This is a genomic window from Pseudoalteromonas sp. SR44-5 (genome assembly GCF_014163675.1).
Lineage (GTDB): Bacteria > Pseudomonadota > Gammaproteobacteria > Enterobacterales > Alteromonadaceae > Pseudoalteromonas > Pseudoalteromonas rhizosphaerae.
In genome coordinates this window covers 1-23650 of sequence record NZ_JACJDT010000038.1, presented here as the reverse complement: position 1 = coordinate 23650, position 23650 = coordinate 1, and the positions used below count along the sequence as shown (strand labels likewise).

The window sequence follows — 23650 nt, the reverse complement described above, 5'->3', positions numbered from 1 at the left end:
TGCTCCAGATATTAATTGTGCGTAAACGTATCAGAGTGGAGATTAAGTGCACTCTAATACAATGAGCTCCTAGTAAAACATACACTAATCAGTAACGGGTAATATTCTAATACTACACAGTCATTTTATAGGATATCTTGTTGCCATCGCAGCGCTAAAAAATCAATAAACGCTCTGACCACATTTTGTTGATAATGACGAGATAAATACACAGCCCATAAATGCTGGCTAGGTGATGAAAAAGATGGATTCACTTTAACCAGTTTACCTTGCTCTAAATAGCGATTTGCCAAGTCACACGGCAAATTTGCGATCCCCATTCCTTTGATTGCTGCTTTTAGTAGCACAGACATATCATTAGCATTAATACTGCCTTTTACGGTGACTTTTTCATCCTCGTTATCACTAATAATATGCCATGTTGAACTACCGCTATGCACTAAACAATTGTGTTGCAATAAATCTTGCGGTTTAGTGATTGGACTGTTGTTCGCCAAATAAGTTGGGGAGGCGCAAATAGCCGTATTGATATACATAAGCTTACGCGCAATTAATTGCTCATCAGGCTCATGAGTATAGCGCAGTGCTATATCTACTCGCTCATCAACCAGTTGTGATAACCGATCTGAGAGTACTAGCTGAAAATGAGTATTTGGGTGTATAGCAACAAATTCTTCAATTGCATCAAACAACAGATTTTGGCCAAGTCCAATAGGGGCTGCGACTCTAATGGTACCAACCAGCTCGTTATTATGGTTATGTGCTCTACTTTGTAAATCCAATACGGTGCTGAGTATTTGCTTACAGTAGGCAAGCGCTTCTTCGCCCTGATTGGTTAAGCTGACTTTACGGGTGGTGCGGTGAAATAATCGCAAGCTCAGCCACTGCTCAATGTCTTGTACGTGGCGGGTGACTTGTAAGCGGCTGAGCTCTAAGTGAGCAGCTGCTTTTGTAAAGCTGCCACTGCGGGCGACTTCAACAAAGCTTTGGATTGCAGTTATCTTATCCATTAGCATCCTAAGGTGAACTAATGTGTATCTATAAGGTTTATTTATCATCAATTAATGAGCAAGTAAACTGATTACATCAACTCAGATGATTAATACTTTTTTAAGGATACAGACATGAATATTACTATTTTAGGCGCAACAGGTTGGATTGGTAGCCACATCATGGCGCAGGCAAAAGCTAATGGTCACAATGTGACGGCGGTTGTTCGTGATGCGGATAAGGTGACTGACGGTACAGCGGTAGAAGAGTTTGACTTACAATCTCAAAATGACATTGCAGAAGTATTAACGAACGCTGATGTGGTGATTGCCTCAATCGGTGGACGTGCAGCGGGTAACCATGAATTAGTTGCGCAAACGGCCAAGCGTTTATTAACTGCACTGTCAGGTAGCAGTACTCGTTTACTGTGGGTTGGTGGTGCAGGTAGTTTAGAAGTTGCGCCTGGTGTTACGTTAGTGTCATCGCCGGACTTTCCTGCTGAATATAAAGATGAAGCGTTGGCGCAAGGTGAGGCTCTCAGTGTATTTAAAGCAACAAACACAACCACACAATGGACGTTTGTAAGCCCTGCCGCGGTTATTTACCCTGGCGCAAGTGAAGGTCCGTATCGTATTGGTGGCGATGCGTTTTTTACTAATGAACAAGGTGAAAGCAAAATATCAGTGACTGATTACGCGATTGCTATGCTGGATGAAGTGCAAAATGCCGCGCATATTAATCAACGTATGAGCGTCGCTTATTAAGGGTTTTTCGCAGGGCTTACAAATAAAGTATGATTATTTAATGATACTTTTGAACCCACTTTTATCCTTTGCATTAACCAGCTTTAACCAGCTTTACCTGAGCCTTTTGCAACTTAGGTAAAGCTAAATCTAAAGGTTATTGCTTATGAGCAGCCGATTTTTTGAAGCAATGATATGGCAAAACCTATTTGCTCAGCTTAGTAATACTAGGATGTTATTCGCGTGTAAGCTTACTTTTAGCAACTATTTATTACTTTCACTTTTACAATGATCTCATGTCTAGACTATATTTGAACTGGTAACTGATTAATTATTTTAATTTTAGTGCAATCTTACAATCAGTTTTTGCATGCAAAGATTGCCTTTACTATTGATAAGTGATGCATTGTATTGATGATTAGCTATTCTGATATGGCCGAACGAAAACTTATTATTAGGTTCTTTTCCGTAATAGGTACGTTGACAACGCTTTGTATGGCAATAATCGCTTTGTTTAATAATCAATCTACTTTGGTTTACCCTCTATTAGGCTCATCAATTTTACTTGCTTCCCCTTTTTGCCTTGGTGATAGAGTCGAGATTTCCTCTTTAATTGTTTTGTATACTTTATATGCTTTAATGATTTATTTAGTACTTACAGGAGGGAGCCATGGTACTGGGCCTATTTGGATTTTTATTGTATCTCCGGTAACCTTTTTTGTGCGTGGTTTTAAACGGGGAATCATTGATTTAATTATTTTTGTAATTTGCGTAACTGGCGCCTTTTATTTATCGAGCTACTTTAAATTTTACAGCGGTTACTCGGTTTATTTTCCAATTCGTATTATTGCTTCTTTTATAATTGTTGCGTTATTGAGTGGCTTTTATGAATATTTTCGGCAAATGTATAGCCACCGTTTGATTGAACTTGTACATAAAAATGAGTATTTAGCGACTCGCGACCCTTTAACAAACTTGCCTAATCGACGTTATGCTATGGCGGAACTCGAGCAATTTGATGCCCAGCTGCAAACTGGGAGTATTATCATTGCGGATGTAGATAATTTTAAGGATATTAATGATCAATATGGTCACTCAGTTGGCGATGAAGTACTAAAGCACCTTGCTGATTTATTTGTTGCTCAGTTAAGTGAAAATGATATGGTGGGGCGGTGAAGAGTTTTTATTTTTTCTACGCCATAAAAATAAACAACAAGCGACACAATTTGCCAACGATATTCATTATGCTTTATCACAAAATCGTTTAGATATTGGTGTAAACCAGCTGGCTGTTACAGTGAGCATGGGGATCAGTAAACTAACTGCGGATGTGCCGATTGATAAAGCGATGCACAAAGCGGATGAATTGCTTTATCAAGCAAAGAAGCAAGGCAAAAATCAAACGTGTGTTTAGCGCTTATTGGGAACGCTATGAATACATTATATATAACCGGAGCCGGTGTGAGTGCCGCCAGCGGCATTCCTACCTTTCGAGGTGAAGATGGGTTTTGGACTATTGGCAGTAAAAACTATACGCCAATGGAAATGGCTACGCGTGCTATGTATGAAAACAACCCACGGGAGTTTTTAGCTTGGTATTATCATCGCTTTGCTACTTATCGCAACCACGGTCCTAACGAAGTTCATCAGTGGTTGAGCGATAAAAACCTGATCACACAAAATATTGACGGACTAGATGGCAAAGCAGGCAATAAAAACTATATCGCCATTCATGGCCGGCTTGATCAAATGACTTTGTTTCATCATCAAGGCGATGATGTGAAAGCGCATACGACACCGTGGGATAATGTAGACGAAAGCCGCTTACATGAGTCACTGCTTGAGCTGTTTAACATTGAAAACCAGCAGCCAGTGGTGGATCAATCTTTAAAGCCTTTTGTGTTGCTATTTGATGAATATTACACTGAACTTTATCGTATTAGCGAAGCACAACAGCGGATGCTTGATGCCGATAAAATCGTTTTTATTGGCACTTCGTTTAGCGTTAATATTACCCAAATGGCGCTAGAAGTGGCACGCAATTACGATATCCCAATCGAAATCGTTGATCCAGAACCTGCGCATGTTATGTATAGTAATGTGAGTTATCATAAAATGACTGCATTAGACTATATTCAACGTAACTAAACATAGCAACACTGAAGAGATTTAAATGAAAGATTTAACAGCAATAGCCAATTTATCAATATTATTAGTAGAGCCTTCAGATGTTCAGCAAAAGCTTATTATAAAGTCACTTACTCAATGCGGTGTGTCACAAATTGAAACTGCCACTTCTCAAGCGAAAACGTTAACAATGCTGGAGAATTATCAGCCGGATTTGGTTATTAGCAGCATGTATTTTTCTGACGGTAGCGCTGACTCTTTATTGCAAAAAATCAGAGTAACCCCTGGTATTGAGCATCAAGCTTTTATGCTGGTATCAACAGAGCGCAATAAAACCTATCTTGAACAGTTAAGGCAGTCAGGGGTATTAGCTATTTTACCAAAGCCATTTAGCGCTGAGGCAATTACGCGTGCGTTAAAGGCAACCTTAGATATCATCACTGAAGAAGAAGTTGAGTTAGAGCATTTTGATGTAACGCTATTGCGTGTACTTGTGGTTGATGACAGTCGTTTTGCTCGTAAGCATATTATTAGGGTCTTGGCTGGAATGGGAATACCGACGCCTGTAGAAGCCGAAAATGGCAAACAGGCGATTGAACACCTTAATAGTCAATCATTTGATTTAATTGTTACTGATTACAATATGCCAGAAATGGATGGCAAAGAGCTAACGGAGACCGTAAGAAGCTCGAATGCTTACTCGCATATTCCTATTTTGATGGTGAGTTCTGAGGCAAACGACACTCATTTAGCTAATATTGCTCAAGCTGGTGTAGATGCCATATGTGACAAGCCATTTGAACCTGCCACAGTAAGAGAGCTGCTATTTAAAATAATGTCTTAGATATTCACCTAAATGACTTAATAGCAAGCTGAGTTACTTCAACACTATTTTATTGAGGCTTTAGCTTGTGTTACATCAAGACGAGCTTCAAGAGGATCTGGTGAAAAAGTCGCAGTACCTTGTTTATTCAGTTGTAGGATATAGCGCTCATCTTCTTTAAATGCGCGCCAAGCAGATAACCCCGGCCCATTGGGTGTGCCGTATTTAATAAAATTAGTAACGTAACGATGCATTGTTTTAGCCGTTTGTTTGTCTTGCTCGGTGGTAATATGGCCATACTTAGTTGTTACTGTATTTAAAAAGTAAGGTATTTCAGTCGCGTGCGCTGCGCCTTGTGCAGTAACTGTTTGTGCTACATAGCCAAATCGGTAAATAAACGCGGGCTGTGAAAATTTACTCACTTGTTGAGCAACAAAACGAGCAGGTTCTTGCATTAAGAGGTCTTGACCAGTTTCATAATTAAGTATTGCGAGATCTGTGTTGCCTTTACTGTCATAAGCTTGTTGGGCTTGCTCAGCGCGTGAGCCAAAACTTTTAAATAATGCTTCCTTTGTGCTGTAAATTGCAAAGCCAATATCTTTATCTGTGGTGCCAACCATAGTGGGAACATGGCTAAAGTTACCTTCGTTGAATGCTTCTTCGGTCGATGAACTAACTAATATACCGTCTAAAATGGGCCCGCCAACATAGGTGGGCGCTTCTGGGGTAGGGGTCATATTTGCTAAGTTAAGGCCATCAACAAGCTGCTCGGCGCTTAGCGCACGCAGTGCGTTTAATGCTGCTTTATTATCGCCTGTTATACCGTGCTGAGCTGCAAAGTTAACTCCCACTTGCTCAGCTGATAGGATATTTTTATTATCACTGGTTAGTGGCAGTTGATTAAAAAGCTCTCTGCCACCACCAGACATAATAATAGCTTTATTGAATAATCCTTGTGCAGCAGAGGTTTGCATCATTGCATGCACCGACTTACCGCCCGCAGATTCGCCCATCAGTGTGACTTGCTGAGGATCACCACCAAATTGGCTGATATTACTTTTGACCCAGTTTAATGCTGCAATTTGATCCATGAAGGCATAATTGCCAAGAGCATCATTTTCAAAGCTACTCAGTGCTGGATGAGCAAAAAAACCAAACCGGCCAAGTCGATAATTAAAGCTGACAAACACCACACCTTGCTTTGCAAAACTTTCACCGGAATACACACCAGGAGATGAACCGCCATTGACAAAGCCACCCCCATAAATCCACACCACTACTGGGTAAGGCTGTTTACTCTGTTTTGCAGGCTTAAACACATTCAAATATAAACAATCTTCAGCTGGTGGGGTTCCCAGTGGTGCAGCATCGCCAGCAAATGGTTTTTGCATGCAATCTGCTGCGAATTCGGTAGTACTTTTTACACCTTGCCAGTGAGTTACTGGTTGCGGTGCGCGCCAGCGCTTATCATTTACCGGCGGAGCAGCAAAAGGGATCCCTTTAAAAGAAATCACTTTACCCGAATCAGTACCTTGAATTTTGCCGCCAGTTACATCAGCAATGGTATTTTGGGATGGCTCGGAGCAAGCTTGTACAATAAAAATAGTAGCGATCAGTGATGGAATAAAAAGCAGAGATTTAAGAGAACGCAATACCATTTTTAAGCCCTGTAATGGTTGTTTTAATGTCTATAGTTATCAGATAGTAGCATCTAGACTCGTATAATAAAAAGTGACTATACAGAAAATAATCAAATGCTATACCGAGAGACTCGTTGTATTTATTAGATTATTAATTCATCAATGCTAGACTTATTGCTACATAAAAATACTTTCGTTACTCAAGCAAATACCTTACCCAAATGTGGGTTATAAAAATGCTAGCATTGCAGTGCTGCCAATAGCTAGATCCAAGTGTATGTAAAGGAATACGTTGATATGCAATACATTGAGTATATTACAATACTTGCTGTGATCTCTATCAGTGGTTGCAGTGATATTAAAATAGAGAAGCAGTGCTTTGAGCCCATTCATTATCAAGCAAATAAATTATTTCAAAGTAGTGAAATTCATGTCGAACCTATATGGGTTGGCCATCCTCGAAACGACTACTTAAAAGATCACAACGTAGAGGGTCATCTCAGCCCTTACGGCGGGTTTGAAAAGATATCAGCCTCTAGTCAGCTTACTCTTACCGGAAATATATATAAGATAACGCCAAATATAGGTGAGCGTTATATTGGCAGAAATTCAGAGTATCTTTTATTTGAAGTCACAGTTGATGCAAAAAAGTATGTGATCTCTGATTAGATCCCTGAGCATATCCAGCTACCTTTACGGTGTTTTTTTAATTAATGGCGTGTCTATATAGATAATGTTATTTCGTTGGCTGCTAGTGGTGCTTATCTTGTCACCTACTTGCATAGTTAAAAACATGGAAAGTCGTTGTTCAAAAATTTAATTTAAATAAGGAAATGTTTAACAATGAAGTATTTTAAAACCCCTGAATTTTTGCATGAAGTGTTTGGCGAAAAACAATCGATTTTAGAGGTCACCGGTACTATTTTGTTTGCTTTAGTCGGCAGTTGGGTTATTTATTCGGTTGCGGAGATTAAACTCGATAATTGGCGAGCAATCTTAGCTTTTATATTAATTGCTGACGTATTAGCAGGATGTATTGCTAATTTCACTCTTGGTACCAATGAGTTTTACACAAAGCGTCCTAAAAATAGGCTGATTTTTATTGCCATTCACGTTCATATAATAGTGATTGCGTGGTTACTTTCACAGCCACTAGATACTGCACTGCTTATGTGGGCATATACGATAGTGGCAGCATCTGTTGTTAATGCGTTACATGGTAAATCAATACAGGGTTTTATTGCTGCAAACTTAATGTGTTATGGCATCTTTTTGTTGATTTACTTATCGCTACCAACGTGGTTTTTGATGGTGAGTCTATTTTTTATGATCAAAGTTTTATTTAGTTTTGCTGTTGATCACTATCGGCAATCAGCCTAGATGAATCCACTTAGGTATAAAAACCAGTACAGCTTAATTATTGATGCTCTGCAAAATAAAGATGCGTTAAGTGAGTCGCAAGTTATCGAGATCAATAATGATACGATTGCGCAAGTTATCGCATCAATTAACCGATTAAAACAGGCGCGTTTAAGTTGCAGTAATTAATTTACTGCTTGGATCAAATTAAATGCCCTGTTAAGGGCATTTATTACTGTCGAGTCCGTTAATTACTCGGCATCAAAAATAACTCTCGTACATTGCAACGTGGGTTTGCCTCTATAGCAAATAGTACCGCCTCGGCTACATCATTTTGGTCGAGTTTGTCGGGTTTTGCTTCATCAAAAAAAGGCGTATTGACCATGCCTGGGGCAATAGTGGTGCAGCGTCCTTGCCATGGCTTCATTTCTTCAGCTAAGTTTTGCCCAAAACCGTAAGCAAACCATTTTGTTGCGCCATAAACAGAGCCTTTAAGGGCAATCCGTCCTGCGGCTGAGCTGGTTAAAATAAAGTGTCCTGTGGTTTTTCTTAGATGTGGCAGAGTGAGTTTTGCGGTGTAAAGCAGTGCATTGATATTAATATCAATCATTGTTTGCCATTGCTCAGGATCGCCCTCTTCAACACCTGGCGTTTGAACACCCATACCGGCATTGGCAAATGCAACATCAAGGCGGCCAAAGTGTTTTATACCTGTATTAACTACGTTTTCAAGCGATGAAAAATCAGTGGCATCTGCGCAAACTGCTAATGCGTTATCAGCCCCTAACTCTTCAACCAGCGCATTAAGTTTGTCTTCACTGCGAGCGGTCAAAATTACTTTATGACCGTTTGCGACTAAGGTTTTTGCTGTTGCTTCACCAATACCACTGGAAGCGCCCGTAATAAGTACAACTTTTTCTTTACTCATGACTTGCTCCTCGATTAAATCTGAGACTAGGTTTGATACTCTTAGTGGTGATGGTAACAGTGAAGGATTAACCTCCATTGAATGCTTATTACACCAACTTGCTGGATTGATTTAACTGTATGATTTTTAATTGTTTTTAAAGATTAAAATAAAAAGTTAGGTTTATATTTATTATGCTATATAATCGCGCGGTTTCGCTTTGAGGCCAGCTTATTTTTTAGCAGGCTACAAATCGCAAATGGTTATAGCAGCTCACACTTATTGGCTTATAACAATGTGGTTTTAACCTTGTGTAAGCTATGTTAAACCTTGCTCAATTGCAGCAATTACTTAGTGGAAATAAACAGTGAAAGATAAGTTATTAGTGTTTTGGCAAAATCATTCAGAAACCATAATGACTCTAGGTTATAAACTGATTCTAGCGTTGGCTATTGTTATAGCTGGTGCTCTAATTGCGCGCTCTGTTAAAAGAGCGATCCAAAACTCTAAGTCGCCTCTTAAGAAAATGGATAAAACCTTACTACCAATTTTATCGAGTGTGCTGGGCTACTTGGTGTATATCATTGCAGGGTTGTTTATTTTAGATATTTTTGGTGTTAATACAGCCAGTTTAATAGCACTTATGGGGGCGGCTGGCCTTGCGATTGGCCTTGCGTTAAAGAATACCCTCAGTAATATTGCCGCAGGTATTATGTTATTAATACTTAGGCCATTTAAAGTTGGTGACTTTGTTGATGCCAGTGGCACAACGGGTACTGTGAGTGAAATTAACCTCTTTACAACTATTTTTAAAACCAATGATGGCCTATATATCGCTTCGCCAAATGGCAAAGTGTGGGGTGGCAATATTAAAAATTTCACTCGCAATGGTAAAAGACGCATGGATATTGTAGTAGGTATTTCGTTTGCTGACTCAATAGATGATGGCTTAAATGTACTTAAAGAAATAGCCGCATCAGAAAGCCGATTATTAGCGGATCCAGCACCTAAGGTGATGGTGACATCGATAGCTGAAAGCTCAGTGAATATTCAATTACGTGCGTGGACAGTTAACGGTGATTATTGGCAAACAGTCTGGGATCTTAATAAGCGTGTAAAAGAGTCTATTGAGCAAGCAGGGCTGACAATTCCATTTCCGCAGCGTACGTTACATATATCGGAGTCGATGGCATCGGCAATAACCGTTAACAAGGATGTATAAATAACAGATAGTGATTTAATATATTAAATAGCAATCTGTCAGCTTAACGCCAGTTAATTAATATTGACTGGCGTTTTCTTTTTGTGCTCATTGAAAACATGCTCATAAGTTCGTCTACTTGATCCCATTTTATCTGTTCTGTCAACGTATCAGCAGCGATTTAAACGTTATAGTAAATGCCTTTATGGTAGGTTACAAAAACGAAGTGACTGCTGATAACATTATAAGGTTGTAAGCGATTGACGAATTTAACTCACTTAAGTAATTTATAAAACAGCACAGTACTTTGTAATTCGCCCGATGAACTAAGGGCAAACTGTGGTATTTCACCGGCTTCTATATAGCCTAATTTTTCATATAAAAGTGAGGCAATATCGCCTAAGCGGGTATTCAGTACCAGTAGTTTTAATTGTTGCTGCAGCGCACTTTTTTCAAGGATATGCATAAGTTGTTTTGCAAATCCTTGGCCTTGGTATTGGCTATGTACCATTAGCTTTTCAACCTCACCGCGGTGAGCGCCATTAGCTTTTTGACACAGCGCTAATTGCACTGCACCAATTACCTCAGATCCTTCGGTGATAACAAATAATTCGCGGCTATCATTTAATAAATCGCATTCAATACTGTACCAGTAGTGATCTGCTTGTGCGCGCGTCAATGGCGCGATAAAACCAATCGATGCACCATTGTTAACGCTATCAACCAGTAAATGATTTAGCGATTGCTGATATCCCGCTAGTGAACTGATTTTATGTATTTGCGTATCTACAACGCTTGTATCTTGCATGGTTTATCCTTCTAATTGAAATGGATACACAGAGCCTAGGTGCAGATGTTGAGTTAATTCATCCAGCGCTTGCCAGCTTTCACGTAACAAGTTTGGATCTGCAAAATCATCATTGCTAAGTTTGTCACGATAGTGCTTATTCGCCCAATCACACAGTTGTTGGTACTTACTATCGTTTAAAATAACCGCAGGGTTGACTGCCGCGAGTTCTTGTTGATTTAGCGCTACACGTAAACGTAAGCAAGCAGGGCCACCACCATTTTGCATGCTTTGTTTTAAATCAAAAAATTGCACTTGATCAATTGGATTGTCTGCAAGGATCATTTCTTCAATATAACTGTTAACTGCCTGATTGTTTTTACATTCTTGTGGAGCAACTAGTAACATTTTGCCATTGTTTAAACTAACCAGTTGGCTATTAAATAAATAGCTAGTTACAGCATCTTGCACGCTTACTTTGGCTGTTGGCACCTCAATAATATGCAGTGTTTTGTCGCCAATATATGCATCTTTTATTTGTTGTAGGGCGAGAGGCTGATTTAAGAAAGCTTGCTCGTGACAGAGTAATACATTGGCGTTACCCACCGCGATTACGTCATTATGGAACACCCCTTGATCAATCACCTCAGGGTTTTGTTGAATCATTAATTGGCTAGATGGTTTTAGCTGATGTAGTCGGCATATTGCTTGTGATGCTTCAAGTGTCTGCCTTGCAGGAAATTTAACTGGCTTAGGCAGTGCGCTGTTAAATGCGCTGGCACCATATACAAACAGCTCCAAACCTTGAACACCATGCTCGTCGCCTAAGCGAGTATGGTTAGCCGCGCCCTCATCACCAAAAAAACCTTGATCTGGCAAATGGGTATGATGACTAAAGTAGCCTTCGTTATTAAACATGGCTTTAAGTAATCGTGTTGTTGTTTGAGGCTCAAGGGAGCGATGAAATTTGTTATTCAAATTAGCAGCAGTAAAGTGAACTTTGCCATCAAGTGTGTCGGCTGATGGTGATACAGTGCCGGCATTGGCAGTCCACATTGATGATGCTGAATAACATGCGCGAACTAAAACAGGATCAGCTTTAAACGCTTTACTGATCACTTGTTCTGCAGTGCCTGTAAATCCTAAACGACGCAATACATTTATATCAGGGCGGGCATGTGGGGCAAATACCCCTTGAGTTAGTCCCAAGTCATGCATAGCTTTCATTTTCGCTAAGCCTTGCAGTACCGCCTCTTTTGGATTGGAGTAACTTGCCGCATTATTTAATGATGCTACGTTACCGTATGATAATCCCGCGTAGTTATGAGTCGGGCCTACAAGGCCATCAAAATTAACTTCTACAGCTGTCATAGTTATCCTGCAATTTTACTAATTTTAGTGTATTTAAACTATACAGAAAATAATCAGTAGTAGGTTAATTAAAATTAGCTAATTCTAGCTCTACGCTCTGCAAGTTTTGTTGCAAACGTTTTTGTGCTGCGAGTAGGTAGCTTTTTTGCTGTGCTATTTTTGCTTGTTGTTGACGCAGTGCTTTATAGATAACTCGTTTGGGCAAATCATAGTGCTCAGAGGCTTGGCTAATTGTTAATTGATGCACCGACAACTTTTTAAGCGCTTCATCTAAGTGCGGGTAGTTACTTAACATATTCACGCTCCTTTTCTGCGGTGGTATGTGGATCATTAGCATGGTGAATATGCCAAATGCTTATATCTAAGCGCCATAGTAAATACAACATATGATAAATATTAGTCATAGCTCGCTCCCTGTAGACGAGGTAAATGAAGGTAAAACTCAGATTAGTGAGTTACTCTTTTGTAAGGAAGATCTGTGCCAGTCTTAATAATTATTTTTAGTTAAAACAAATCAATAGCTTAAGGTTTTTTCGTTGTTGTATGATTGAGTATAAGCACTAATGTAGTGAAAAATAATGATGGCTTTGCACTTTGCTGGAGCAGAAGGGGAATTATTTGCGCGTTCAGATGAGCGCGCAATAATATTAAGTAAGTTTAAAACCCTTCAAGTACCAGCTTACCGCGAGATTGATGAGATTCTAATATTGCGTGCGCTTTGAGCAGGTTTTCTATATTAATTTTTCCTAAATGTTGGCCTAAGGTAGTTTTAATGATGCCGTTATCAACTAGCTCTGCTAATTCAGTAAGTAACTGATGTTGCGCTATCATATCGTCAGTTTGGAACATTGAACGAGTATACATAAACTCCCAATGTAGCGAGATACTTTTGCGCTTGAGTTTTAAAATATCAAAACTTGCTGGGTCGTCTATTAAAGCTAATTTACCTTGTGGTTTGATCACTTTAATAATTTCATCAAGATGTTGATCGGTATGAGTGAGGCTAACGACATAATCAAATTCGGCAAGATTATGCTCTGTTCGTTGTGTATCTAAGCTTTGTGAGTGATCAAGCACTTGATCAACACCTAGCGCATTTAACCAGCTAACACTATCTACGCGTGATGCTGTGCCTATCACCGTTAAGTTGGTTAGCTGTTTAGCCAACTGCACTAAAATTGAGCCAACACCGCCTGCGGCACCAATAACTAATAATGAAGCTGGTTTTGCATTGTTGGAACGTGATATTTGCAAACGATCAAACAGTAATTCCCAGGCTGTAATACTGGTTAGCGGTAACGCAGCAGCTTGGGCATCGTTCAAGGTAATAGGCGCACGGCCAACAATACGTTCATCAACTAGTTGAAATTCAGCATTACTGCCTGAGCGCGTTAAATCACCGGCGTAATAAACCCGATCGCCCAGATTAAATAAACTTACTTTATCACCAACAGCTTTTACGATCCCAACAGCGTCCCAACCAATGACTTTATGACCTTGTTCAGGGCTAACATTTGCGCGGATCTTCGCATCGACAGGATTAACTGAAATTGCTTTTACTTCGACCAATAAATCGTGACCGGATGCTGTTGGAATAGGTAACTCGATGGCTTCGAAAGAATGATTACTAAGTGTTTTGGTTGCTGTTTGGTATCCAATGGCTTTCATGAGTTGCTCCGTTAAATTGTTTTGCTGCACCCACTATAACGCAGTTTTATAATAGAAAAAGAGTGGGGTATGTATACACGAATCTCTCTCAAAATTTTTGATAATTAACTTAAGTCAGTATTGAGTTTATCAAGTAAAGTAATTAGTTGTGTGGCTTCTTGCTGTGTAATAGATGGAAAACGGCAACGAATTTGCTCAGGGATGTTCGCTGCTTGTTGTTGCAGCTGTATGCCATGTTTGTGTAACTTTACGACTCGCTTACGTTTATCTGTTTCATTTTTAACCACGGCTAATAAGCTTTTATCGGTCATTTTTTTCAAAATTTGCGTCATGGCGCCGCCATCAATTGCGGTTTTTTCCAGCAGCTGTGCAATACTGATCTCATCTTCTTCCCAGAGCGCCATCATCACCACATATTGTGGATAGGTCAGTTCAAGTTCGTTTAGTGCATCTCGATAGGCACGTACCACTGAATTGGAGGCCATATACAGACGATGACAAATTTGATTATCTAATTTCAATTGTGGATATTTCATAGTAGCTCTCGAATGATGACATTGCATTTTAATTTGTACGCAAAGTATTTGCAATGATCAATAAACTGCTCTATTATTTTGCATACAAAATAAATTCAGTCCCAACCTTAAATAAGGAAAACATTATGAAAGAATTACTACAAGTCGCGTACACAGCTAAAGCAACTGCAACGGGTGGCCGTGAAGGGTCTGCAAAATCAGACGATGGCCGTTTAGATGTGGCACTTTCAACTCCAAAAGGGTTAGGTGGCGATGATGGTCAAGGTACTAACCCTGAGCAGTTGTTTGCAGCGGGTTATGCAGCGTGTTTTATTGGCGCATTAAAATTAGTTGCAGGCCAAGCTAAAGTTAAGTTACCTGCTGACACCCGCATTGATTCAGAAGTATCGATTGGTCCAATCGAAGGTGGTTTCGGTATCGCTGTAAAATTAGCTGTTTTTGTAGGTGATGTAGATAAAGACACCGCAGAAGCGTTAGTGGCTAAAGCACACGAAGTTTGCCCATATTCAAATGCTACTCGTGGTAATATCGCAATTGAATTGTCGGTTATCTAACTTATTGTAAATTTGAATAATTTATATTTTAAAAGGCGCATTTTTTATTTTAAATACGCCTTTTTTGTGGCTGTTTTTTATAATTATGAGCTTTTTAGAACGCCATTTATAACAAAGACGCGTTATTGTGATAATTCGTACTTAATATTCAATCCTCAGTTTGTGCTACCCGACAACCAACATCCCCCATTTTTATTTTGCCATATTAAGACTATTTATAGAGTGCAAAGTCATTGCCAAGCGTTTACACAAATAGTTCAGCAATGATCAACTCGATGTCTAAATTGGTTTTGTTATCGCGAAAACTTTTTAGCTACTGGTAAAATTAAATAGTATTAGCGCAGCGTTAGTATGTTTTTTTCAACAAAATAGATTAACTTATGAATAATTGAACTAGAATGTAAACGTAGTTTTAATTAAAGGATAAGTGGAATGCGGCAATTAGCGTTGGCGAAAAAGTTACTATGGCTTACTTTAGGTAGTATTTTTATCACCGTTGTAGTGCTATCGAGTGTGCTTTGGTGGCAATTATCAAGCAGCAATAAAGTGTTATCAGCACAAGCTGAAAAATTGATAGTTACTGAGGTAGAAGAAAAGCTCACCAGCAATGCTGCTGTGTACGGTGAAAAAATCGCAGGATTTATCAACGAAGCGTATCGAGTGCCTTTTTCACTCGCAGCAATACTTGGTAATGAATCAGCTAAAGATGCTTTAACGCGTGATTCAGTGGTACAGCTTAATAGCTCTATTATAGAAGGTAATTCAATACTTTCTTCAATCTACTCGCAATTTGAAGCTAATGGTTTTGATGGTAACGATCAACAGTATAAAAATGGCTATGATCATTCAGTCGCAGGCCAAGGCACCTTAGAGATTTACTTCACTCGCAGCCGTGAAGGTGTGATTGAACAGCAAGTTGTTGAAGATGCAGCAGAAAAATACGTTACGACCTTAAACGAATTTGGCCAACGTGAAGCTGAGTGGTACTTATGTGCTAAAGACACTAAAAAGCCGTGCATAATGGAACCCTATCTGTACGAAATATCTCCCGGCAATTCTGAAATGATGACTTCTTTGACTGTGCCAATACTTCGCGACGGTAAGTTTATTGGCCTCAGTGGTGTTGATATTACACTGCCAGTTTTTCAAACCATGACCGAGCAGTTATCAAAAGAATTATATAATGGTCAGGCGCGAGTTACCCTATTAAGTTCGATGGATTTAATTGTGGGTAGTAGTCATAACAAAGACAAACTTGGCCGTCCGCTAAAAGAAGCCGTCTCAGCCTCGGTGTTAAAAAATTATACTAGTTTGAAAGAACGCTCTGGAGTACAAAAGGGTGAAAATGAATACTTAGTCAATTACCCAATAGATATTAAACTTGCTGGTCGCCAGTGGACTTTATTAGTTGAAGTACCAGCAGAGCTTGCACTGCAAGGGCCACAGCAGCTCAGCGCGAGTATGCAAGAAAATGCCAATACACTAGGTGGGCTAATTTTAATATCAGGCTTAGTGATTGCTGGCGCTGCCTTTATTATTATGACTTTAGTTGTCAAAAGCATCGTTGCACCGCTGCAACAAATTCAGCTACGGGTTGATAATTTAGCCAGCGCGGATGGGGATTTAACACAAACGTTAACGGTTGACACTCATGCTGAGTTAATAGCGCTCGCTGTTGGGTTTAATGCATTTTTGGAAAAATTACGTGATTTAATTGCGCAACTTAAAGATGTATCAGGGCAGACTAAAGAGCAGGCGCAAATTGCCGCACATGTAGCCGTTGATACTAAGCAAAATGTGCAAGCTCAGTTTCAAGAAATTGAAAGTGTAGTAACGGCAATGAATGAAATGAGTGCCACCGCCCTTGAAGTTGCCCGTGCTTCAGAGCAATCAGCGCAACAGGCAGATGAAATCAATTCATTAGTGGTCAGTAGCGAAGCGAGTTTATCGTCTGCGGTATCACAAGTGAAAACGATGTCTGAAGAAATAAAGCAAGCCAATCAAGCCGTAGCCAAGGTGGCGGCGCGTAGTAACGATATTACACAAATTTTAGATGTGATCCGCACTATTTCAGAGCAAACTAATTTACTCGCACTTAATGCTGCGATTGAGGCAGCTCGCGCTGGTGAACAGGGGCGAGGCTTTGCTGTCGTAGCCGATGAAGTACGTGCTCTGGCATCTAAAACTCGTGCGTCAACAGATGACATTAGTGGCTTAATTGACAACTTACAGCTTGAAGTGGGTAATGCCTCAACAGTGATTGAAAAAGGGGTTGTGCGAGCACAAACCGCGGTTGATGAAACCACCGTTGCCTTTGATGCTTTGCACAGTGTGGTAATTAAAGTGGAAGAGATCACTAATCAGATCACCCAAATAGCGACGGCTGCTGAGGAGCAAAGCTCTGTAACCGAAGAAATTAATCGTAATTTAACGCGGATATCTGATGCCGCATCACAACTTGCTGATTTATCAACTCAAGCCGGCGATGGTAGTCAAATGCTCAATCAGCTCGTTGCACAGCAAGACGATGAACTGAATAAATTGAAAACATAATACCTTCAATACGATTAAATTGGTTTTGTATAAAATCGGTATAACTTAACCGTTCGCTCAAACTAGCAACGCCACTTCGGCGTGGTTAGTTTGAGTTACATTATCAATTCTAAACTAGATCAACTCTAATCTAGCTGTAGAAAATAATACAAAACCAAACAGCGGCAAAAGCATTTCAACGGGCTACCTCTTTTAAATTAGTTATGTCTTTTTATATGGTAAGTCATCAGTCCAGCCAATTGATTCACTCGATTACTGTTATGCCGTTACTATTTAAAAATAACCTGTTTGTTACTGCGAATGTAAATACGTTTTTCAGGTTTTGTCCATTCGCCTTTTTTTAAATAAGAGGTAGAGACAACAAACTGCTCATCTTTAAAATTACTGGTTGATTTTACTTTTGTGATGCCTTCTTTTGAACCTGTTACGGTTTCGTATGCTACAAATTGCGTAGGGCTCAATACTTTCATGGTGCCTTGTGTGTAAAACCCTGCGGTGGTGAAATAATAAAAAACTAATGACTGCTTTTTGCTATCCCAAAATATCATTGATTCGCCGCCATATTCACCTTCATTAATGGAATGAAGGGTACGAATTGCTTTCCCATTGAGGGCTCGCTCCCAGCGACCTACATCCTGAATCTTTGGCTTATTATCGGCAACATTGAAATCAGCTTGCCATGTGCCGAGGTAAGGTTTAAATACTTCAAGCTCTGGTGCTAAGTCAATCGTTTGTGCACTAATAGCACCAGCGTAGATAAAGCAAAAAGATAGTAAAAGTGTTTTTAGGTATGACATAATTGTGCCTATCATTATTAGTTTTTCAAATTGTAGTATAGGCGAGAGTCCGTTGATTAAAAAAACATTATTGCTTTTTTCTGTTAGTTTTCTAGTTGTATTAGTGATTGGTGGGCTGCTTGATTATTGGCCATATTTGGTTGCCAGTGTTTACTGTACTATGAGCAGTATTACGTTTTTAGTTTATAAATGGGATAAGCGTTTGGCGATAGAGTCAACAGATCGGCCTATTAGAGTGCCGGAACGTAGTTTACATATTTTAGCATTAATTTGTGGTTGGCCGGGAGCACTGATCGCTCAGCAATGGTTAAGACATAAATCACAAAAACGTACTTTTATTGCGGTACTTTGGCTCACTATCATTATAAATACTTCTGTATTAGGGGCTGCCTATTATTGGCAATTGCTTTAAATTGATGCACTATCAGGTAACCTAAAAATAACAAAAGTCCGATTTTATGTATTTTTTATATCGCTGCTATCATTTTATTTTAAAATGTATTGTTATTTTTATTGGTATTCCTGCTCCGCGTTTGTATCAAGGTTATAGCGGGTTTAAGCAATGGCTTGCATTACTTAATCCTAATAAACCTGTGTTAGTTGTAACTGACAATACGTTAAATAATTTAGGCGTTGTTGCTCCCATTTTAGCTTTGCTGGATGAGCATGCAATCTCTTGGCAGCTGTTTAGTGACGTTGATGCTAATCCAACGATTAGCAATGTTGAAAGTGGTTTAGCACTTTATCAGCAATACACATGCCAGAGTATTATCGCCGTTGGTGGCGGCTCAGTAATTGACTGTGCCAAATTAATTGGCGCACGTGCAGTAAGACCTAATAAATCAATTAAGCAGTTAAAAGGCTTGTTTAAAGTACTGAAAAAACTGCCCCCGTTATGTGCCATTCCAACAACCGCAGGTACTGGCTCAGAAACGACCGTTGCTGCGGTGGTAAACGATCCGCAAATGCAAACAAAATATGCCGCCACTGACTTTGCTCTTGTACCAAGTGATGCAGTTTTAATTGCTGAGCTAACACAAACGGTGCCTGATTTTATTACCGCAGCTACAGGTATCGATGCACTCACGCATGCACTTGAGGCATACATAGGCACTAATGGCCTTGCTTTTAGTGATGACAAGTCATTGCGGGCAATCGAACTTATTTTACAAAATTTATTAACAGCGTATAAAAATGGTAATGACTTAGTTGCGCGGGAAAATATGTTACTCGCTTCATTTTATGCAGGGCAAGCGTTTACCCGAACATCTGTAGGTTATGTGCATGCTATAGCGCATCAATTTGGCGCGCAATACGGCACAGCTCACGGTTTAGCAAATAGTGTGGTATTGATGCATGTGCTGAAATTTTATGGTTCCAGTATAGATAAAAAGCTGGCGGCTATTGCTGATCATTGCCAATTAACACAATCACACCAAAAACCAACAGAAAAAGCAGCAATACTATTAAACACCTTAGAGCAGTTACTTATTGATCTAGCGATCCCTCATCATTTAAAAGAGCTAAAAGTAGCTGATATACCAAAGCTTGCTGATGCTGCAATTGTAGAGGCTAACTGGGACTATCCAGTACCAAAATTTATGAACGTAGCTCAATGCCAAGCCATTATTCATAAAGTAGTGAGTGATACGTAATAAATGAAAACCTTCCCATCAGCACAGATAGGGAAGGTTTAAGCGTTAAATTAGCGTTTTAACTGTGCTTCAGGTTGATTTAATAATTCAATCATAGGATTTTGTGCAGTGATTTTTGCTTTAAGAGCAAAGCCGATCAATAACCCTGCGATAAAGCCACCGATATGAGCGCCATAATCGATACCATCAGGTGCTGCAATCATGCCATAAATATTGATCCCTAACCAAATTACAAAAAACCACACTGCAGATAATTTCTTTTGATAAATGATAAACATAAAAGTAAGGCTGGCGTGCCTAAACCACATTAAGTACATACCAAATAGCCCTGCAATTGCGCCGCTAGCCCCGACACTTGGAATAATCGAGGTGGGATCAACGATAAAGCTAGCAAAAGACGCTGCCAAACCGCATACCATATACCATATTAAAAACTTTTTATGACCTAATACGTCTTCGAGGTTATCGCCAATAATGTATAAAAAGTACATATTACCAATAAGGTGCATTACTGAGCCGTGTAAAAATACACAGGTAATCACACTCCATAAATGTTCGCCTTGAGAGATCTTACTTGGATTCATTGCAAACAATTCGAGGGTTGCACTGAATGCCTCTGCATTGAAAAAATACAAGGCAAAAACAATGGCATTGAGTGCAATTAAACTGCGAGTAACCCACGGCGTTTGTTTTGGCTTTAGGTTATATTCAACGGGCATTTGCGTTAAAAATTGAAACAGATAAGTTTTCCAACTAACTTTTTGGTTTAGCTTGTCTAGGTTTGTTTTGAGCTCAGGACTGTTTTCAACGCTTTCTAATTGATTTTTTTCAATCCAACTACCATCACAATGACGGCAAACATCAATTTCGGTATGAAAATCTTCGAGTAAATGAAAGCGCTCAAGGTTCTTATTGCAATCAGGGCAGTCTAGTCTTGAAATACCTAATGATTTACCAAAATGAGTCTCGTATTTTTCACCAATAGGACCTTCGTTGATTTCGGCAATCATCCGGTTAACTTCGTTTTTTTCAAACCATAAGCCACCGCATTCGCGACAGATATCTATCTCTTCACCTTGATAATGAGTAACATCCAAAGGGTGATCTTTGCAGTGAGGGCAGCGTTTAGTTGGCATTATCAGCGTCCTTTAATGAGCCGATAATAATATCGTTTTGTTGTAAATTTAATGCACTAGTTTTTAGTTGAGGTAATGTTTGTTGCTCAATACTATCGGCAATTTGGTCTAGTTCAATAGACGCTTGGCGCGCAGACATTTTACGCCTTAACGCCGCTTCAATTACACACTCAGCACAACTATAAAAACGACGAATTTGTGTTAAAAATATACTCGGCGTTTCAAGTGTTGTGAACAAGTACTGCATGGTATGCCAAATATATTTTTCAAACGTGGGCTTATTATACTCAAGCTCACTCGTATGTGGGCTTTGTACTAAAAGTAACGAATAGCGTTTTATATTCTCTAAATTATCATTTACTTTATCATATAATGAAGTATGCAAATAATAGTTATCTTCCATTTTACTATAGGAATCAAATTTAAGTACTTGCTCTAAACCGCTTTTCGCAGCTAGGTAAACACCAAAGATAGTTGAAACTACTAAAAGCACTTGATTCAACCAAAAAATAGTGCTTTTTAGCTCTTTATTATCAACTATTTTAAGTGCGTTAGGTATTCGTGTGGAGATTTTATTTAAGCTGTCAGAATAGTTTTGTGATGACTCCAAAATTAATATCCTTATTCTTTACTGTCCATTTAATGAGCGCAATAGAATACGGGTATTTCTTTAATGCGACAATAACTTTGTATGTAAACTATACTTAATTTTTAATAAAGATAACACAAAGTGATGATGGCAAGAATACACTTGCCACCAGGGGTACTATAACGCAGATTGGCTTGCTTCAATTTGATCTAATTCGATAGTCAGGATCGTTTTCTTGTCAACAGTAACCCACTTTCTATAGGTTAAGTAACCATCTTTAGTAACTTCGATGTCGTATTTACCTTCATCGAGTTCAATACCAGCTTCGTATTTCGGCTTTATATTCATAATGCGAATACGGGCGTCATCAGGAGAAGTAATAACAGTCAATGATATTGCACTGTTAACTTCTTCTGCGACAACAACTGGTTGTTCAACTGGGGCTGCCTGTTGTTCAACTTTTGGGCTGCTTGAACAACCTGATAGCATCACTATAGCAACCAGCGCACTTAATTTTTTCATAATTACTCCATTAAATTGTTCATTATAAACATCTTTGTTTATATCACTTTTAGCAACGAAAAATCATGGAGTAACAATAGGAAGGATTATATTTCTACTAGAGTCTTCCATGACTTTTATATTTACTTTAACTATAAATCAAATGGCATTTTAGTATGTATAAGGATGAGGTTCAAATCATAGTTGCAAAAAATACCAGTTTTTCCTTGTTTTGTTATATTTATAACAATAAAAGAAACAATTTCATTATGATTATGATAAATATTAGCTTAGAGCTTTACTCTTTTTAAGCTTAGCAAATCGTCGCCATGTACCCCATATTAAAACAGTCACAAGCAGAAATACCGTGATGTAAAAGGCCATAATAGCCACTTTGATCATTAGTAAACATGCGATAATAATGGCGAAGATGATCGCGATACGAATAACCGGGCTTTTGATAAATTTACTTGAAAAAAGTAAGGCGGTTAGGCTTAGCTTGCTACGGGTGTTTTTCTTAACATCCATGTTTTTTGTCCTTAGTGTTTTTGTATTAGAGTAATTTACTTATTTAAGTTAGTGCGTATTTTGTGCAGTAATAACGTCATCATCGTGATTGTTACGCTCAAAGTTGAGATTAAATTGGCCTTGGCGATTAATGGTAAAAATAGCGCGTGTCCAGTTTTCGGGTTGCTGCTTTGTGGCTTTATCAAATACTTGTTTGAATAAATTGACTATCTCGACTTTCACGGTAATTGGCTGTTCACTTGAGTCATCTGCTGTTTGATAATGGGCTTTGCATTCAAGTACGTTTTCATCTTCGCAATTTAAAATGAGTTGTGCTTTAAGCCACGGCTCATTAATTTGCTGATAAAGGTACTGACCGAGTTGTTGTGGGATGTTTGTAATGTCAGGTTTCATGTGCTGTCCTTAGTATTATAAATGAGCTTTAAATTAAATGATCAAACATAAAGTTTGTAAATATATGTCAGCCGAAAGACATCGCATTAAGGAATTTTTGGAAATTATCAAAAGCTTTGTAAAAAACAGGCGATAATTCTTCAGATTCATTATGATCCCATATTACTACTTTAGGATTTATTGCATCTTCTTTGAAGTCTAGGCATAAAAAATCACCACCAAAAAGATAAGCAAAAGGTAAGGTCTCGGCTCCAACCAAGTCTTCGTTAGCTGTAAGTCTTTCCTCAATTTGAGCCATTACTACTTTAATTTCGTATTGCATCAGTCCACTATCGAGTTTTTCATCTTCCGAAACTATTAAAAATCTTTCCAATACCCGCTCTTCAGAGTTAATTCTTATAATAGCTTCCTCTGGGGATGCACCATTGAATTCTAAAATAAACTCTCTGTAGCTAATTGGTAAGTTAATATTAAAAAACATTTCTAATGAATATAGCTCATCATGTGTTACTGAAACTTTTTTCTTTAAGTCTAAGTTTTTCATTAAGTTATGTGTGCCAAATAAAGCTCGTTTAAGTCCTCAACTAATCACATTTGCATACAGCGTTATTCGTACTGCTTAATAGCGCCACGTACCATAGAAGCCATATCAATAATTTCCATATCACCCATGTCGGCAATTAAATTCAAATGGGCAAAAATATCGCACTTTTCAATATTCTTGATTTTTTTCTCGCCACCCATAAATAAAAATGGCGCAAAGCCGTACACTTCATTAGCATTGAGTGGGCC

Annotated in this window: 27 protein-coding genes and 1 pseudogene; 12 read left to right on the top strand and 16 right to left on the bottom strand. The window is 38.9% G+C overall.

The window, feature by feature from the left end:
• Nucleotides 1-125: 125 nt before the first annotated feature.
• The gene (locus H5154_RS17080) at nt 126-1010 is read right to left on the bottom strand and encodes a LysR family transcriptional regulator (RefSeq protein ID WP_182719072.1); all 885 of its coding nucleotides are present in this window, start codon (nt 1008-1010) and stop codon (nt 126-128) included.
• 114 nt (nt 1011-1124) lie between these two features.
• Between H5154_RS17080 and H5154_RS17075 the strand changes: the two genes are divergently transcribed.
• From H5154_RS17075 to H5154_RS17055, 4 genes and pseudogenes are all read left to right on the top strand, one after another.
• Complete coding sequence (locus tag H5154_RS17075; protein WP_149981895.1) at nt 1125-1754, top strand: NAD(P)-dependent oxidoreductase; 630 nt, start codon at nt 1125-1127, stop codon at nt 1752-1754.
• A 393-nt stretch (nt 1755-2147) separates the two neighbouring features.
• Nucleotides 2148-3147: pseudogene (locus H5154_RS24065) on the top strand (GGDEF domain-containing protein).
• A 17-nt stretch (nt 3148-3164) separates the two neighbouring features.
• Nucleotides 3165-3881, top strand: coding sequence for a Sir2 family NAD-dependent protein deacetylase (locus H5154_RS17060; protein WP_149981893.1), 717 nt, complete (start codon nt 3165-3167; stop codon nt 3879-3881).
• Nucleotides 3882-3906: 25 nt separating this feature from the next.
• On the top strand, nt 3907-4704 hold the full coding sequence (locus tag H5154_RS17055) for a response regulator (RefSeq protein ID WP_182719069.1): 798 nt from the start codon (nt 3907-3909) through the stop codon (nt 4702-4704).
• A gap of 44 nt (nt 4705-4748) precedes the next feature.
• Here H5154_RS17055 and H5154_RS17050 read toward each other — a convergent pair whose 3' ends face one another.
• On the bottom strand, nt 4749-6341 hold the full coding sequence (locus H5154_RS17050) for a carboxylesterase/lipase family protein (RefSeq protein WP_182719068.1): 1593 nt from the start codon (nt 6339-6341) through the stop codon (nt 4749-4751).
• A gap of 279 nt (nt 6342-6620) precedes the next feature.
• Here H5154_RS17050 and H5154_RS17045 point away from each other — a divergent pair, with 279 nt between their 5' ends.
• The 3 genes from H5154_RS17045 to H5154_RS17035 all read left to right on the top strand — a co-directional run bounded on the left by H5154_RS17045 (nt 6621) and on the right by H5154_RS17035 (nt 7871).
• Nucleotides 6621-6992 (top strand): hypothetical protein, encoded by a 372-nt coding sequence (locus tag H5154_RS17045; RefSeq protein WP_182719067.1) that lies wholly within the window; start codon nt 6621-6623, stop codon nt 6990-6992.
• A gap of 174 nt (nt 6993-7166) precedes the next feature.
• Nucleotides 7167-7703: a hypothetical protein gene (locus tag H5154_RS17040; protein WP_182719066.1), complete on the top strand. Its 537-nt coding sequence runs from the start codon at nt 7167-7169 to the stop codon at nt 7701-7703.
• Nucleotides 7704-7871 (top strand): hypothetical protein, encoded by a 168-nt coding sequence (locus tag H5154_RS17035; protein WP_182719065.1) that lies wholly within the window; start codon nt 7704-7706, stop codon nt 7869-7871.
• A gap of 58 nt (nt 7872-7929) precedes the next feature.
• Here H5154_RS17035 and H5154_RS17030 read toward each other — a convergent pair whose 3' ends face one another.
• A complete protein-coding gene (locus H5154_RS17030) occupies nt 7930-8610 on the bottom strand; it encodes an SDR family oxidoreductase (RefSeq protein WP_182719064.1) in 681 nt (226 codons plus the stop codon).
• A 346-nt stretch (nt 8611-8956) separates the two neighbouring features.
• Between H5154_RS17030 and H5154_RS17025 the strand changes: the two genes are divergently transcribed.
• A complete protein-coding gene (locus tag H5154_RS17025) occupies nt 8957-9811 on the top strand; it encodes a mechanosensitive ion channel family protein (protein ID WP_145242032.1) in 855 nt (284 codons plus the stop codon).
• A gap of 253 nt (nt 9812-10064) precedes the next feature.
• Here the strand turns inward: H5154_RS17025 and H5154_RS17020 are convergent, their stop codons facing one another.
• The 5 genes from H5154_RS17020 to H5154_RS17000 form a co-directional block, all read right to left on the bottom strand.
• The gene (locus tag H5154_RS17020; RefSeq protein ID WP_182719063.1) at nt 10065-10598 is read right to left on the bottom strand and encodes a GNAT family N-acetyltransferase; all 534 of its coding nucleotides are present in this window, start codon (nt 10596-10598) and stop codon (nt 10065-10067) included.
• Nucleotides 10599-10601: 3 nt separating this feature from the next.
• Nucleotides 10602-11948 (bottom strand): N-succinylarginine dihydrolase, encoded by a 1347-nt coding sequence (gene astB, locus H5154_RS17015; protein WP_149981885.1) that lies wholly within the window; start codon nt 11946-11948, stop codon nt 10602-10604.
• A 64-nt stretch (nt 11949-12012) separates the two neighbouring features.
• Nucleotides 12013-12243 (bottom strand): helix-turn-helix domain-containing protein, encoded by a 231-nt coding sequence (locus H5154_RS17010; protein WP_182719062.1) that lies wholly within the window; start codon nt 12241-12243, stop codon nt 12013-12015.
• Between the two features lie 362 nt (nt 12244-12605).
• Nucleotides 12606-13616, bottom strand: coding sequence for a zinc-binding alcohol dehydrogenase family protein (locus H5154_RS17005; protein WP_182719061.1), 1011 nt, complete (start codon nt 13614-13616; stop codon nt 12606-12608).
• A gap of 104 nt (nt 13617-13720) precedes the next feature.
• The gene (locus tag H5154_RS17000; RefSeq protein WP_149981882.1) at nt 13721-14152 is read right to left on the bottom strand and encodes a MarR family winged helix-turn-helix transcriptional regulator; all 432 of its coding nucleotides are present in this window, start codon (nt 14150-14152) and stop codon (nt 13721-13723) included.
• A gap of 125 nt (nt 14153-14277) precedes the next feature.
• Here H5154_RS17000 and H5154_RS16995 point away from each other — a divergent pair, with 125 nt between their 5' ends.
• On the top strand, nt 14278-14706 hold the full coding sequence (locus H5154_RS16995; RefSeq protein WP_182719060.1) for an organic hydroperoxide resistance protein: 429 nt from the start codon (nt 14278-14280) through the stop codon (nt 14704-14706).
• Between the two features lie 432 nt (nt 14707-15138).
• On the top strand, nt 15139-17259 hold the full coding sequence (locus tag H5154_RS16990; RefSeq protein ID WP_182719059.1) for a methyl-accepting chemotaxis protein: 2121 nt from the start codon (nt 15139-15141) through the stop codon (nt 17257-17259).
• Between the two features lie 269 nt (nt 17260-17528).
• Here H5154_RS16990 and H5154_RS16985 read toward each other — a convergent pair whose 3' ends face one another.
• Nucleotides 17529-18056: a hypothetical protein gene (locus tag H5154_RS16985; protein ID WP_182719058.1), complete on the bottom strand. Its 528-nt coding sequence runs from the start codon at nt 18054-18056 to the stop codon at nt 17529-17531.
• A gap of 52 nt (nt 18057-18108) precedes the next feature.
• Here H5154_RS16985 and H5154_RS16980 point away from each other — a divergent pair, with 52 nt between their 5' ends.
• Both H5154_RS16980 and H5154_RS16975 read left to right on the top strand, forming a co-directional pair.
• Nucleotides 18109-18468, top strand: a complete 360-nt coding sequence (locus tag H5154_RS16980; RefSeq protein ID WP_182719057.1) for a DUF1294 domain-containing protein — start codon at nt 18109-18111, stop codon at nt 18466-18468.
• Nucleotides 18469-18514: 46 nt separating this feature from the next.
• On the top strand, nt 18515-19711 hold the full coding sequence (locus H5154_RS16975; RefSeq protein ID WP_182719056.1) for an iron-containing alcohol dehydrogenase: 1197 nt from the start codon (nt 18515-18517) through the stop codon (nt 19709-19711).
• Nucleotides 19712-19761: 50 nt separating this feature from the next.
• Here the strand turns inward: H5154_RS16975 and H5154_RS16970 are convergent, their stop codons facing one another.
• The 7 genes from H5154_RS16970 to H5154_RS16940 form a co-directional block, all read right to left on the bottom strand.
• The gene (locus tag H5154_RS16970; RefSeq protein WP_182719055.1) at nt 19762-20847 is read right to left on the bottom strand and encodes a rhomboid family intramembrane serine protease; all 1086 of its coding nucleotides are present in this window, start codon (nt 20845-20847) and stop codon (nt 19762-19764) included.
• Nucleotides 20837-21457 (bottom strand): hypothetical protein, encoded by a 621-nt coding sequence (locus tag H5154_RS16965; protein WP_259398543.1) that lies wholly within the window; start codon nt 21455-21457, stop codon nt 20837-20839. Before H5154_RS16965 ends, H5154_RS16970 begins: the two co-directional genes overlap by 11 nt.
• A 156-nt stretch (nt 21458-21613) precedes the next feature.
• Nucleotides 21614-21958 carry a PEGA domain-containing protein gene (locus H5154_RS16960; RefSeq protein WP_182719054.1) on the bottom strand — a complete coding sequence of 115 codons (345 nt, stop codon included), beginning with the start codon at nt 21956-21958 and terminating at the stop codon, nt 21614-21616.
• Nucleotides 21959-22222: 264 nt separating this feature from the next.
• A complete protein-coding gene (locus H5154_RS16955) occupies nt 22223-22465 on the bottom strand; it encodes a hypothetical protein (protein ID WP_182719053.1) in 243 nt (80 codons plus the stop codon).
• 48 nt (nt 22466-22513) lie between these two features.
• A complete protein-coding gene (locus H5154_RS16950; protein WP_182719052.1) occupies nt 22514-22858 on the bottom strand; it encodes a DUF600 domain-containing protein in 345 nt (114 codons plus the stop codon).
• Nucleotides 22859-22925: 67 nt separating this feature from the next.
• Nucleotides 22926-23402: an SMI1/KNR4 family protein gene (locus tag H5154_RS16945; RefSeq protein ID WP_182719051.1), complete on the bottom strand. Its 477-nt coding sequence runs from the start codon at nt 23400-23402 to the stop codon at nt 22926-22928.
• A gap of 62 nt (nt 23403-23464) precedes the next feature.
• Nucleotides 23465-23650: T6SS immunity protein Tdi1 domain-containing protein (locus H5154_RS16940; protein ID WP_182719050.1), on the bottom strand; the 186-nt coding region annotated here is incomplete at its 5' end.